Consider the following 13,235-nt stretch of genomic DNA (forward strand, 5'->3'; position numbering starts at 1 on the left):
CTGCTCCGGCCGACGCGGACGCGTCCGCCCAGGTCGGCCACATCACCTCCGGTCCGGCTCTACGATTTGGTCTGTGGACTTTCCGGAGCTGGCCGCCCGCACACGCCGGTTCAGCCACGGCGCGCCACGCGCTGTCTCCGTGGCTGACGACGGCTCCCGAGTGATCTTTCTGCGCTCCGCGGGGCCGGAGGACCCGGCGGACGCGCTCTGGCTGCTGGACGTGGCCACCGCCGAGGAGCGCCTGGTCGCCGACCCGGCAACGCTGCTCGGTGAGGGCGGGGACGTCCGGTCACTCTCCCCCGGTGAGCGCGCGCTGCGGGAGCGGCTGCGGCTGAGCGCCGCGGGCATCGGCTCGTACGCGTTGGACGCCCCCGGTCGGGTCGCGGTCTTCGCGCTGGCGGGGCGGTTGTTCCGGGCCGATCTGGTGCACGGCGACGTGGTGGAGGTGGCCACCGTCGGCCCGGTGCTCGACCCCCGTCCGGACCCGACCGGGCAACGGCTGGCGTACGTGACCGACGCGGCTGAGGGTGTCCGCCGGGGCGAGCTGCGGGTGATCGAGGCCGACGGCACCGACACCCTGCTGGCCGGTGAGGACGCCGGGGTGAGCTGGGGCCTGGCCGAGCACATCGCGGCGGAGGAGTTCGGCCGGTACCGGGGCTACTGGTGGGCGCCGGACGGGCGCATGGTGCTCGCCGCCCGGGTCGACGAGTCCCGCCTGGAACGCTGGCACCTGCACGACCCGGCCCAGCCGGCCAGTCCGCCGACCGCCGTCGCGTACCCCCGGGCTGGTGGGCCGAACGCCGAGGTCAGCCTCCACCTGCTGGACCTGGACGACGGCTGGGTCGACGTGCACTGGGACCGGGAGACCTACCCGTACCTGACCGCTGTCAGCTGGGTCGAGGGCAGCCCGTTGATCACGGTGCTGCGCCGCTCGCAGCAGCACGGGCTGGTGCTGGCGGTGGACCCGCGCACCGGGGAGACGCAGGTGCACGCCGAGCTGGCCGACCCGCGCTGGGTGGAGCCGATCGCCGGCACCCCGGCGCACCTCCCGGACGGCCGGGTGCTGGTCGGCGGGGAGTTGGCACACGACGGGTACGACGCACGGTGCCTGTTCGCCGACGGCACCCTGCTCACCCCGCCGTCGCTGTACGTACGGCGCGTGGTGGGTCGGCTGGCGGCGGCCAGCGGCCCCGCGGACCTGCTGGTGGAGGCGAGCGACGGCGAGCCGAGCGAGCGGCACCTGTTCCGGGTCCGCACCACCATCGGCGGTGGGGTGGACGCGCGTCGGCTCACCACCGACTCGGGCTGGTACACGGCCGCCGTCGGCGGGGACGTGCTGGCGATCGGTGTCGCGTCGCTGGACCATGCCGGGGTGCGCTGGTCGGTGCGTCGCGGCGGTCAGGAGATCGCCGAGCTGCGGTCGTTCGCCGCGACTCCGCCGTACTCTCCGCTGCCGTTGCTGGAACGGGTGACCGACCGGCGGCTGCCGGCGGCGGTCCTCTACCCGGACAACCACGTGACGGGCCGGCGGCTGCCGGTGCTGCTGGACATCTACGGCGGCCCGGGGCACCAGGAGGTCGTGGCGGCGCGGGCCGCGTGGTTGGAGCGGCAGTGGTGGGCCGACGCCGGGTTCGCGGTGGTCACCATCGACAACCGGGGTACGCCGGGAGTGGCCCCGTCGTTCGAGAAGGCGATCCACCGTCGGGTGGCCGACGTGATCCTGACCGACCAGATCGACGCGCTGACCGCACTCGCCGGCAAGCACCCCGACCTGGACCTGGATCGGGTGGGGGTGCGGGGCTGGTCGTTCGGCGGGTGGCTGGCCGGGTTGGCGGTGCTGCGCCACCCGGAGCTGTTCAAGTGCGGCATCGCGGGCGCCCCGGTGACCGACTGGGCGCTGTACGACACCGCGTACACCGAGCGTTATCTGGGGTTGCCGGAGGACGGCACGGACGTCTACGCGCACCATTCGCTGGTCGAGATGGCCGCCGAACCGCTCACCGGCCCGGACCAGGCCCGCCCGTTGCTCCTGGTGCACGGTCTGGCCGATGACAACGTGGTGGCGGCGCACACGCTGCGGCTCTCCGCAGCCCTGCTGAGCGCCGGCCGCCCGCACGCCGTGCTGCCGTTGACCGGTGCCACGCACATGGCCGCGAACGGCACCGCCGAGCGTCTGCTGCCTCTGGAGCTGGACTTCCTCCGTACCCATCTGCTGTGAACGCCTTGATCACCAACGCTCCATAAAGGCAGGAATCGGGAGGGTGCGGCGTCGAAACTCCCTGTCCAGGCGGCTCAGCACTCGGCGCATCTCCACGCGTGCCGACGACGGCAGGCGACGGGCGACAGCCTCCAACCCGTCTCGCACGAGCGCCAGATCCTCGTACTTGCAGCCGGGGCAGGAGGGGCAGAGCGAGGCCCCACGGGGAAGTTTTCGTCCACTCTGGCGCAGAAACTTCTGATATCTCAACAGGAAATCGGCAGTACGGCCGGGTCGGACGTGCTCATCGAACGGGTCCGGGTCGAAGCACTCCCCGCCGGGTGAGGTTCGACTGAAATAGCCACCGTGTTCGACAGCTCGAACGGCGGCCGTCGCAGCAGGAGAGAACTGGTCGAGAAGGCCGCCGCCCTCGCAGGTCCATTAGCGCAGGGCACGACCATTGGAGACGCCTGCCGGTTCTTGGCTGCCGGGTGTAGGGAATTTAGGCCTACGCCCAGCGGCGGAGAACGGAAGCAGTCCCCTTCCGACAACGCTGCCGGAAGGGGACCGACCTACCCGATCTTGAATCCGCGGACGTTACAACGCGTACAGCGGTCAGCTCTTGGGGCTGGGACCGAAACGGTTCGCGCCATGCGTGCTGTCCGAAACAAAGAACACGATGAGGACGATGGCGCCCAAGAGCGGTACCAGGCCGATCAGCACCCACCATCCCGCCCGGCCGGTGTCGTGCAGACGTCGCACCGCGACCGCCAGCGTCGGCAGCAGCAGCGCCAGGTTGACAACCAGACCGATGAAACCGGTGGAGCCGTTCTCGAAGGTCAGTCCCAACGCGCTGTCCAGGATGGCCGCGACGATGCCGACAATGACTGCGAACAAGGCGAACCACCAGTACTCAGACCGGCGGGCGCGGCCCGTGAAGCCGACGTACTGACTAAAGACGGACTTGACTGCGGCAATGAAGGACACAACTATCTCCGGTCGATCGAGGGGTTATCAAGGTCATCGCGAAGGCAGCCAAACAGGTCGATGAGGCGGGGTCAATGACCAAGCAGCCAAAGCGCAGTGGCCGCAGCGCCCACAATCGGTCCAACCAATGAGGCAAGCGCTACCAGCAAGCGAGGCCACCACCGGTACGGCGACGAAAACCGCCGCTGGGCGCCCGACACGCCAGAGAATTCGGTCTCGATGCGGATCTCGATCCGCGAGTCGATCACAAGCGTGAACGCACAGTCGATTCGCAGCTGCGTCACAACACCGTCGCCGACCGGCAGCAGCCACTTGCCACTGCGCCCGGTCAGCCCAGAAAGTCGACGTGGGCGTGGGCCGTCTGGCGGGCCATCGAGGTGTCATCCACGGCCCGGCCCCTAGCCGTCGCCAGCGACAACCTGACGGGCCCTGCGCCAGCTGCGACAGCGCCCTACCCGCGCGTTCAGGGGCGTGCGTCGAATTCAACCCGGGCGTCGAAGACGCGGTCCATGTGCGTCTCCGCCCAGTTCTTGATCGCGATCATGACCGGGAACAGCTCATGGCCGAGCGGGGTGAGCTCGTAGTCGACGCGGACCGGCACCGAGGCGGTGACCGTGCGGGTGACGAGGCCGTCGCGTTCCAGGGTGCGCAGGGTCTGGGTGAGCATCTTCTGGCTGACGCCGGCGATGCGGCGGGCAAGCTCGCCGTGCCGCTGCGGACCGTCGACGAGCGCTGGGATCACCAACGCGACCCACTTGTCGGTGAGCCTGCTCAGCAGCTCACGGGTGGGGCACTGTTCCAGGAACGCGTCGTAGTCGCGTTTGGCCTGCTCACGACGTTGCTCCGCACTCGTCGTCGCCATGCAGCCTCCTCTGGGTGCCCTAGGCACTTCACGGTACCTACTTACTGACAGTCCCGATGATTCGTACGGTCGTGGTGATCAAAGAGGTCCCACGAAGGAGACGACGATGCGCGCAGTCAGCTATGCGGAGTTCGGAGGGCCGGAGGTCCTGCACGTGGCCGAGGTGCCGGTGCCCGAGCCCGGGCCGGGGCAGGTCCGGGTGCGGGTCGCGGCGTCGGTCGTCCATCCGGTCGATCTGATCGTCCGCTCCGGTCGGTTCCCAGCCCCGTTGCCGACCGGCCTGCCGTACACGCCCGGCTGGGACGTTGCCGGCAGCGTCGACGCGGTCGGCCCGTCGGTCGAGGAGTTCAGGATCGGCGACGAGGTCATCGGCTTCTCCCCGTGGCTGCAAACCACTGTCGGCGCCCACGCGGAGTACGTACTCCTCGACCCCGCCTGGCTGACCTCCGCGCCCGCCGGCGTCCCCGCGACCGAATCGGCGACCCTGCCGACCAATGGCCTCGCCGCCGCCCAGGCCCTCGACCTGCTCGCGCTCCCCGCGGGTTCGACAGTGCTCGTCACCGGTGCCGCCGGGCAGGTCGGTGGGTTCGTCCTGGCGCTGGCCCGGGCGACCGGTCTGCACGCCACGGGACTCGCCGGACCCGACGACCGCGAGTTCGTCGAGTCGCTGGGCGCGGCGTTCCTGTCGCGCGACGACGATCCGACGGGGACGTTCGACGCGGTCGTCGACCTGGCGGTGATCGGCTCATCGCTGCTGGACCTCGTCCGGGACGGCGGCGGCTACGTGGCCGCGTCACCCCCACTTCGCCCGGAGCCGGTGCGGGAAATCCGGACCTTCGCGCTGGAGGTGGTACCGGACGGATCCCGGCTGGGCGAGTTGGTCAAACTCGTCGCCAGCGGCGACATCCCGCTCCGGGTCGCTGGCGTGTACCCCTTCGCCGACGCGGCGGCCGCCCATGACCGGCTGGCCAGGGGCGGCGTACGCGGCGGCGTGGTGCTCGTCCCCTGATCCGCAGCGAAAGCCTGGCCGTCGCGCATGCCGCTCGCGCCACGTGCTTGCATCTCAAGCCGGTTGAGATCGCATAGTGGGCTTCGATACGCGGCCAACTCCCCAAGATCGCGCTCGATCCAGTATGGAGTGGCATCCCGGCGGCAGATAGCCACTCGATACAGGATCGAGCGCGACCTTGGACGTCATTTGGGGTGAACCGCCACGCTCACAGCACCCCGAGGCCGATGGCGAGCTGGGTGATCGTCGGTGGGGCGCCAGGGTCGCGGGCGGCCTGGGCAACCACGTCCCGGACGGCTGGCCGCTCGCGGATCTCGGCGGGTGCGAGGCGTTCGGCACGCAACAGGACCCGGGCCGCATTGGCGGGGTCGTCCGTCTGGAGGTAGGCGCGCGCCGCGTCGATCAGGTGCGCGGCGCGGTGCTCGACCGGCAGCCCTCGCCACCCGTCCCACCCGATCGCCTTCTCGTGTCGGGCGACCGCCTGCGGTCCGTCACCCACCTCCACCGCGGCGGCGACCCGCGCCAGCTCGACGGCCGTCGGACCGAACGCCGTCCGGTGATGGTCGTGGCCGTCGCCCACCTGAGCGGCCAGCTCGGCGGCCTGGTCCAGCAGCTCACCGACCACCCTGTCGTCACCGGTCCTGGCCGCGATCAGAGCGGCCTGCACGCGCAGCGATCCACGCAGCGACAATTCCTCCGGTTTGCCAGGAGCAATCTGGGAAGCGGCGGCCAGCAGCACCGGCCCTGCCCGCGCCGACGCGCGCAGCACCTGACCCAACTGCACCGCCGCGCAGGCCAGCAGCACCGGGTCACCGGCAGCGGCGGACATCGCCCGATCAGCAGCCAACCAGGCGAGGCTCCCCTCGTCCAGCTTGACCAGCAGGCCAGCCGTCACCCGATATGCCTCCACCACCGCTGCCCGAGCAGCCACCGGGTCCTGTGTGTGGGCGCGGTGTACCTCGGTCACCAACGTGGGCAGCAGCTCGACCAGACGCGGGTACCGCGCGTGCTGGTAGGTCATCCACGCGTGCCGCACCTCCCGAGCCAACCGATCGGGCGACATCACCTCCCGGTCCGTCGGGCGACCAAAAGCCATTTCGTACGCCGACAGCGCCGCCCGAATCCGGCCGACGCCCTCGCGATGCTCGGCCACTCCATGGGGCTGGACATCACGACCGAGCAGCGCAGAGGCGTCGACCCTCAGCACCGCCGCGATGTCCCGAATGGTCGACATCCGTTCCAGGGAACGGACCCCGCGCTCAACCTTGTCCACCCAGCTCTTCGACTTGCCCAACCGATCTGCGAACGACTGCTGCGACAACCTTCGCCGCACCCGTAGGTAGGCCACGCGTCGACCGATCGGCACCGGGTCACCGCCCATCGCGCCACCGCCGATCCGGCAGCGCCCGAGTCGTCTCCTGCGCCGGTATCCGCTCCGCCTCGGCCTGCGCGAGCAACCGGCGCTTGGCTTCTTCCCGTTCGGCGGCGTCGATCTGCTCGCCCGTGTTCGGCGTACCGGTGTCGTCGTTGCCGCTCATTCCCACCTCCGCTGGCAGGGGCAGGTGGTCTCGCTTTGGCGACCTGTTCGTACTGATCCCGCCCTCACTCACAGCATCGGGTGAACATGCGGTGACGGAAAGCTAGCGGGTGTCCGCTGGTCGCGCGTGCCGTCCGCTATCGAGTCGCGGGCCGGTACGCCTCGTACACCTCGCGGAACGCCGCTGCTTCCGCTGTCCCGGTGTGCTCGACCTTCCGGAGCACTTCCCGCGCCCGCCACCAGTTCGAGGACACCACTCGTCCCGACCGGACCGCGTCGGCGGCGACGACACTGGCCTCGTCCGGCTGGTCGGCGGCCAACAGTGCCACCGCGAGATCCAGACGGGCGGAAGCCGAGCGCCGTGGCCGCTCACCACCATCGCCGCGCGGGTCCAATTCCGCCAAGGCGATCCGGGCCATCTGCTCGGCGCCCGGGTCACCAGCCCACGACAGCGTGGTCGCCGTGTACGCCAACGCCTTCGTCGGGTCGTACCGGTAGTGGTGCTCGGCCCGTTCCGGCACCGGCAAGTTGACTGTCAACCGATCCAGACGATCCAGCGCATCACGCGTCCGCCGCACGTCAGCCAATCGCGCCCACACCCGCGCCTCCTGGGCAGTGGCTTGGATGTACGCCGAACTTCCCCGAGGTGCCACCCGCTGCGCTTGAAGCGACAGGTCCATCGCCCGCCGGCAGTCGCCCTGGGTGAGCCAGTCCCACGCCTGCGTCTCCAGACACCATGCCTGGATCTCCGGATGCTCAGCATGCTCGGCAAGAGCCATGGCCGTGCGCAGATGAGCGCCCGCGGCGGGCTGTTGCAGCAGATCGATGTGGACCGTTGCCCGCAGCACGGTCAGCCAACCACCGGCAACGACGAGCCGTCGACGCTGCGCCAACGTCCCGCGACCATCGAGCAGGCGCCCCACGTAGGCCAACTGGCGACGCACCAGCGGCAGCAGATCAACCGGCCGCACAAGCGCGTACGCGCTCGCCAGGTCGTCCACACCCGCCTCGATCCGAGCGAGCGTCTCGGCGCTGACATCGCTGACCCGCACCCGAGCCAGCAGCTCCCCGGCCTCGGTGTCGTGGTCGACGGGCTCATTCACCAGGCGGACGAGGGTCCCGTCGGCTCGCAGCACCTCGTCGAGGTGGCTCGCCGTTTCGGGGGTGGGGGCCTTTGCGCCGGTCTCCAGATCGTGCAGGTGACTCTTACCCCGGTGAGCGAGCTGACCCAGTGCCCGCAACGACAGTCCGCGTTCGCTCCGAAGCGCACGCAGTTGGGCACCGAAGCGCGGATCGACATGCGACACGACATCGCCCCCAGATAGCGGCCAGGACGAATCTCTCGTTCGCCCGCCTTTCACAATGGGCGCGACATTCCAGCCGCACCGAGTGTGACACGACGGTGACACGACGCCAGCGTAGCGAACATGGACGCCCCGAACACCGTCCCGCGCACGGCTGCTCGCGCACAGTCGCCCCGCCGACCGAGGTGCCATCCCACCGGTAGCGCGCCTGCTGGAACCTCGTTACACACGCTCAAGGCCCGATGACAACGCATTCGATACGGCCGACGAACGCGTTTCGGGGCAGTCAGATGAGGGCTGGGGTCGCTAGGGTGCCGTCGATGGCGTGCCGGCTATTCCCGGACGCGGTCCTCGGCACGCCCCACGTGACATCCACCGATTCGAAGGAAGCCCGGCATGAGTAGCCCACGCGAAACCTTCCTCCGGCTGGTGAACGGTGTCTGCGCCGGTCCGCACGAAGACCTGGCTGACCTGTATGCCGAACAGACCCATGTCACGCATCCGTTCCACCCGCTCAACCCGCCTCCGCTGCGCAGCCGCGCTGAGCTGCACGAGCACTTCACCGCGCCGCCTCCGGTCGCCCGGACGCTGAACCGTAAGCCGGTAGACGTGACGATTCATGAAACGGCCGACCCGGAGGTGATTGTCGCCGAGTTCGCCTATCAGGGACGGGTCAACGAGACAGGCGAGGCGTTCACGGTGCCGTGTGTCTTCGTGATGCGCATCCGCGACGGGCTCATCATCGAGTCGCGCGACTACATCGACCACATCTCCAGTGCGCGGGCCTGGGGTCAACTCGACAGTCTGCTGACCGCGCTTCGTCCGCGGCAAAGCACCACAATCGAAGGCGCAGCCCAGCCCTGATCCCCGGCCGACTACGGCGTCCAGTCGCGCCGCAGCAGACCGCAGATCACCATGTCTTTGAAGCCGTCGCCGTCGTACTCGCGCTCCCGCTGGGTGCCTTCGTGCGTGAAGCCGCAGGTCTCCGCGGTCCGCCGCATGGCGGTGTTGCTGGCCAGCGTCTCCAGTTCCAGACGGCGGAGGTTGCGGTTGCGGAAGCCGTACCGGCAGAGCAGTTGGATTACTTCGGTCCCGTACCCCTGGCCACGCGCCTCGGGTAGCAGCGAGACGCCGAGGTGGGCGTACTGGTTGAACGTGTTGATCCCCCACAGCGAGCCGCCACCGAGGAACGTGCCGTCGGCCGTGGTTTCGGCCAACAGCGACACCGCGGTCTGGCCGTCGGGCGGCTCGGTAACCTGTTTCTCCAGCCTGGCCCGGACCTGGCCGACGTGGCGCGGCAGGAACGGCTCGCCGTCTGTGATCAGGTGCAACTCGGGATCGCCGTAGAGGCGGAGCATGTTCGGCGCGTCGTCTGGCATGGGTGGGCGCAGTCGGATCCGGTCGGTGGCGAACATGCCGCGACGCTAACAGCCGGCCTGGAGATCCACGACCGGATAAGCGTCGTCGCGCAGGTCGCTGAGGGTGGCGGCGAGCCGGGCCGCGAGAGCCGCGTCGGCCAGCGTGAGTTCCGCGATCAGCGCGGCCGTGGCCGCGGTGAGGGCACGCGTCAGCTCGGCTTCGTCGAGCGCGCGTAGCAGTACAACTGATCTTGCTTGAGCCGCGAGGCCCTCGGCGGCCCCCGGCGCGAGGCCAGAGCGAGAGCAGACGACCTCCGACAGTGGTAGCACAAGTGCTACAGTAGGGCGTATGCATGAAGTCGGGTTGCGGGAGATGCGGCAGAACGCCAGCGATCTGGTGCGCAGGGCGCAAGCGGGTGAACGCGTGACGATCACTGTCGCTGGCCGACCGGCAGCCGTACTCGGCCCGGTCAGTCCTCGAACCTGGCGCGAATGGGACGATCTCGCCGGCGTGTTTGACCAACCCACCGACCCAGGATGGGCAGCCGATCGGGACCTCCTCGAGGATGCCGTCACCGATCCGTGGGTTGAGCGGTGAGCCGCGGGATCCTCGACACCAGCGTCCTCATCGCTACCGACGTGACCCCGATTCCGGGTGAATTGGCCATCAGCGTCGTCAGCCTCGCCGAACTTCAGTTCGGTGTCCTGGTCGCGAAGACCGCCGAGGCGAGAGCGCTCCGTCTGGCGCGGTTGAGCGCGATCCAACGCCGATTTGATCCGCTTCCCATCGACGAAGCCATCACCGACAGCTACGCGCGACTGGCTGCCCGCGTCGTCGAGATCGGCCGTCAGCCACGAGCCAGGGTGATGGACCTGCTCATCGCCGCAACCGCGCACGCTCATGACGCCGCCGTCTACACCCGCAATGCCGACGACCTCGCCGGTCTCGAAGACCTCATCACGATCCATTCAATCTGACAGCGTCCCGCCGAGCTGGCCAGATGAAACGGCAGGGCCGCACCAAGTGACCCGTCCGGCACAAACAGAAAGGTCCCCTCCCGACGGCGCTGTTGAGAGGGGACCCTTCTTGCCTAGGGTGTGACTTACGGCTTGACGTGCGCGTTCACGAACGACGGGTAGCCGAAGACGCTGGAGATGAAGATCCCGCCCGCCTTGGACCCGTGCACGTTGTAGGCCACGTCGACGTAGAACGGCACCACCGGCGCGTGCTCCTTCATGATCCGCTCATCGAGCTTGGCCCACTCCGGTCCCTGGTCGGACGGGGGCAGGGCCAGGATGCGGTCCATCTCGGTGTTGATCGCCGGGTCGTTGAAGTAGGACTGGTTGCTGTTGCCCTCGGCCTTGATGGTGCGGCCGTCGTAGAGCACCGGCAGGATCGACGCCCCGCTGGGCCAGTCCGCCGCCCAGTTACCGATGTACAGGTCCCAGGGGTTGTTCTTCTTCTTGATCTCGTCGAGCTTCGCGTCGTCCGAGATGTTCCGGACGGTGATCTTGAAGCCGGCCCGCTCCAGGTTGGCCTTGAGCTGGGCACCCTGCTGCTGCTCGGTCGAGTTGTCGGCGACACCGAGAACCAGCTCCGGCGTCTTGCCGCCGAGCAGTTCCTTGACCTTGTCCACGTTGCCGTTGGCGCCCGCCGGGTACGCGTCGTACGCCTTGTAGCCGATGGTGGCCGGCGGCATCAGCGTGGTCAGCGGCGCGGCGACGGTCTGACCGCCGAGCGCCTTGATCATGCCTTCGCGATCGATGGCGTAGTTGAGCGCCTGACGCACCTTCAGGTCGGTGACCCGCTGGTTGTTGATGACGAGCTGGTTGGCGCTCGGAGTCGGCGAGAGCAGCGTCCGCGACTTGAGCGACGCGTCCCCGGCGACCTTGGCGACCAGCGAGGCGGGCACGGCGTTGAAGGCGAGCGCGCTCTGGTCGGCGCCGTTGTCGGCGATCACCCGGTTGTTGGCGGCGTCCGCGGTCGGGCCGAAGCTCCAGACGAACTGGTCCGGATACTGGTGGCGGACCGGGTCGGTGTTCGGGTCCCAGTTGGGGTTGCGGTCCAGGGTGATCTGCACGCCGACCTGGTTCTTGGCGACCTTGTACGGCCCGGACGAGAACGGCTGCTTGTCCAGGTCGACGCCGGTGTCCTTGTCGGCGGGCAGCGGCGCGGTGGTCGGCAGCGAGACCGCGAACGGCAGGTCACAGCGGGGCTTGGCGAACTCGAAGCGCAGCGTCTTCGCGTCCGGCGTGCTCAGGCCCGGCGGCAGCGACGTCTTGTTTTTCTTGAAGTCCCACTTGGTGTCGAACTGCGGGGTGTCGGCCAACCACTCCTGGATGTAGGTCGGGCCGCCGGACAGGTCCGGGTCGAAGGAGCGGGCGATGCCGTACGCGATCTCCTTGGAGGTGATCGGCCGGCCGTCCTCGAACTTCACCCCGTCCTTGACGGTGAATTCCCAGACCTTGCAGTCGTTGTTGACGTTCTTGCCCGGCGTCTCGGCCAGGTCACCGACGAGGACCAGGCCGCCCTTGCCGTCGTCCTTCCAGGTGGTCAGGTAGCGCGCGAAGAGGGGGTTGGCCATCAGACCGGCGAACGAGTACGTCCGCTGCGGGTCCAGGTGGGAAATCGGCGTCTCCCGGATGATGCTGAAGACGCCGCCCTTCGCAGCGCCGCTCACCTCGGCCGCCGGCCCCTGCGAGTCCTTGGGGTCGGTCGCGATGACCCCGGTCTGCTTCCGGTCGGTGTTCACCGTGGTGCCCTCGCCCGTGTTCTCCGAGCACGCACCCAATGCCACAACCAGAGCGATCGCGCCGCCTGCGGCAGCCACCACGCGTGGTCTCATGAAGTACCCCCTTCACCCATGTGCCGTGCGGTTTCGTCGGGGCGAGAACCGCCGACGTCCCGAGGATCGTAAGGAAGAAAACCTACGAGTTGTGTAACAGTTGTCGATAAATTTCGCCATCGGTGGGCGTGGCGGACACCCGGCCGTCAGCGCAGCCGCACCCGTGGGTCGATGGCCGCGTAGAGCAGGTCCACCAGCACGTTCGCCAGCACCACGAAGACGGCTGCGATCAGCACCGTTGCCATGATCGTGGGCAGGTCACCCGAGCGCACCGCGTCCACCGCCGTACGCCCCAACCCCTGGATGCCGAAGGTCGTCTCGGTGATCACCGTGCCGCCCAGCGCCCCGCCCACGTCCAGCCCGGCGATGGTCACCACGGGGGTGATCGCCGCGCGCAGCGCGTGTCTCCCGTACACCTTGGGTTTGGCCAGGCCCTTGGCCCGCGCGGTCCGGACGAAGTCCTCGGACAGCGTCTCCAACATCTGCGCGCGGGACAGCCGGGCGTAGATCGCCGAGAAGAGGAAGGCCAGCGCCACCCAGGCGAGCACCAGCCCACTGGCCCACTTCGCCGGATTGTCGAAGAGGGACGTGTAGCTCGGCACCGGCAGCAGCCGCAGGTTGTAGACGAAGACCAGCAACAGCACCGCGCCCACGAAGTAGAGCTGCAACGAGGCCCCGGTCAGCGAGAAGCCGATGGCCAGGCGGTCCAGCCAGGTGCCCCGCCGCAACGCGGAGACCATGCCGAGGCCGACCCCGAGCAGCAACCACAGGATCGCCGCCGGGATCACGATGCTCAGCGTCACCGGCAGCACCCGGGCGATGGTGTCCGAGACGGCCTCGTTGGTGACGTACGACCAGCCCAGGCAGGGCGCGTCACACCGGCCACCCTGAGCGCTGCCCAGGTCGCGACCGGTGACGATGCCTTTCATGTAGCCGGCGTACTGGCTGACCAGGGGGTCGTTCAGGCCCAGGTCGTCGCGGACCCGCTCCAACCGCTCCGGGTTGCAGTTCTTCGAGCAGATGCTGCTGACCGGGTCGCGCGGCAGGGCGAAGAACATCAGGAAGGTCAGCACGCTCACCGCGAAGAGGGTCAGCGTGGCGGAGAAGAGTCGCTTGAGCAGAAATCGCGCCATGA

Annotated in this window: 14 protein-coding genes; 5 read left to right on the forward strand and 9 right to left on the reverse strand. The window is 68.9% G+C overall.

Annotated features, from left to right (window positions below; genetic code table 11):
- Nucleotides 1-73 precede the first annotated feature (73 nt).
- Nucleotides 74-2,218 carry a prolyl oligopeptidase family serine peptidase gene (locus CLT68_RS01950; protein ID WP_099848453.1) on the forward strand — a complete coding sequence of 715 codons (2,145 nt, stop codon included), beginning with the start codon at nt 74-76 and terminating at the stop codon, nt 2,216-2,218.
- Nucleotides 2,219-2,812: 594 nt separating this feature from the next.
- Here CLT68_RS01950 and CLT68_RS01955 read toward each other — a convergent pair.
- Nucleotides 2,813-3,184, reverse strand: coding sequence for a DUF805 domain-containing protein (locus CLT68_RS01955; RefSeq protein ID WP_099848455.1), 372 nt, complete (start codon nt 3,182-3,184; stop codon nt 2,813-2,815).
- Nucleotides 3,185-3,647: 463 nt separating this feature from the next.
- Complete coding sequence (locus tag CLT68_RS01960; RefSeq protein ID WP_099848457.1) at nt 3,648-4,046, reverse strand: winged helix-turn-helix transcriptional regulator; 399 nt, start codon at nt 4,044-4,046, stop codon at nt 3,648-3,650.
- Nucleotides 4,047-4,152: 106 nt separating this feature from the next.
- Between CLT68_RS01960 and CLT68_RS01965 the strand changes: the two genes are divergently transcribed.
- Nucleotides 4,153-5,055: an NADP-dependent oxidoreductase gene (locus tag CLT68_RS01965; protein WP_099848459.1), complete on the forward strand. Its 903-nt coding sequence runs from the start codon at nt 4,153-4,155 to the stop codon at nt 5,053-5,055.
- A gap of 208 nt (nt 5,056-5,263) precedes the next feature.
- Here the strand turns inward: CLT68_RS01965 and CLT68_RS01970 are convergent, their stop codons facing one another.
- From CLT68_RS01970 to CLT68_RS01975, 3 genes are all read right to left on the reverse strand, one after another.
- Nucleotides 5,264-6,436 (reverse strand): helix-turn-helix domain-containing protein, encoded by a 1,173-nt coding sequence (locus CLT68_RS01970; protein ID WP_486482055.1) that lies wholly within the window; start codon nt 6,434-6,436, stop codon nt 5,264-5,266.
- Nucleotides 6,426-6,593, reverse strand: coding sequence for a hypothetical protein (locus tag CLT68_RS33045; RefSeq protein WP_199176967.1), 168 nt, complete (start codon nt 6,591-6,593; stop codon nt 6,426-6,428). Before CLT68_RS33045 ends, CLT68_RS01970 begins: the two co-directional genes overlap by 11 nt.
- A gap of 136 nt (nt 6,594-6,729) precedes the next feature.
- A complete protein-coding gene (locus tag CLT68_RS01975) occupies nt 6,730-7,953 on the reverse strand; it encodes a helix-turn-helix domain-containing protein (protein WP_486482056.1) in 1,224 nt (407 codons plus the stop codon).
- A 339-nt stretch (nt 7,954-8,292) separates the two neighbouring features.
- Between CLT68_RS01975 and CLT68_RS01980 the strand changes: the two genes are divergently transcribed.
- Nucleotides 8,293-8,760, forward strand: a complete 468-nt coding sequence (locus CLT68_RS01980) for a nuclear transport factor 2 family protein (protein WP_099848463.1) — start codon at nt 8,293-8,295, stop codon at nt 8,758-8,760.
- 11 nt (nt 8,761-8,771) lie between these two features.
- Here CLT68_RS01980 and CLT68_RS01985 read toward each other — a convergent pair whose 3' ends face one another.
- Complete coding sequence (locus CLT68_RS01985) at nt 8,772-9,311, reverse strand: GNAT family N-acetyltransferase (protein ID WP_099848465.1); 540 nt, start codon at nt 9,309-9,311, stop codon at nt 8,772-8,774.
- Between the two features lie 9 nt (nt 9,312-9,320).
- The gene (locus CLT68_RS01990) at nt 9,321-9,584 is read right to left on the reverse strand and encodes a hypothetical protein (protein ID WP_099848467.1); all 264 of its coding nucleotides are present in this window, start codon (nt 9,582-9,584) and stop codon (nt 9,321-9,323) included.
- A gap of 19 nt (nt 9,585-9,603) precedes the next feature.
- Between CLT68_RS01990 and CLT68_RS01995 the strand changes: the two genes are divergently transcribed.
- Together CLT68_RS01995 and CLT68_RS02000 are read left to right on the forward strand one after the other, a co-directional pair.
- On the forward strand, nt 9,604-9,852 hold the full coding sequence (locus CLT68_RS01995) for a type II toxin-antitoxin system prevent-host-death family antitoxin (protein ID WP_099848469.1): 249 nt from the start codon (nt 9,604-9,606) through the stop codon (nt 9,850-9,852).
- Nucleotides 9,849-10,232 (forward strand): PIN domain-containing protein, encoded by a 384-nt coding sequence (locus CLT68_RS02000; protein WP_099848472.1) that lies wholly within the window; start codon nt 9,849-9,851, stop codon nt 10,230-10,232. The genes CLT68_RS01995 and CLT68_RS02000 overlap by 4 nt, the downstream gene beginning before the upstream one ends.
- A 125-nt stretch (nt 10,233-10,357) precedes the next feature.
- Here the strand turns inward: CLT68_RS02000 and CLT68_RS02005 are convergent, their stop codons facing one another.
- Complete coding sequence (locus CLT68_RS02005; RefSeq protein WP_099848474.1) at nt 10,358-12,100, reverse strand: ABC transporter substrate-binding protein; 1,743 nt, start codon at nt 12,098-12,100, stop codon at nt 10,358-10,360.
- 146 nt (nt 12,101-12,246) lie between these two features.
- On the reverse strand, nt 12,247-13,233 hold the full coding sequence (locus CLT68_RS02010) for an ABC transporter permease (protein ID WP_088950090.1): 987 nt from the start codon (nt 13,231-13,233) through the stop codon (nt 12,247-12,249).
- Between the last annotated feature and the right edge of the window lie 2 nt (nt 13,234-13,235).

Source organism: Micromonospora sp. CNZ299, from assembly GCF_002754415.1.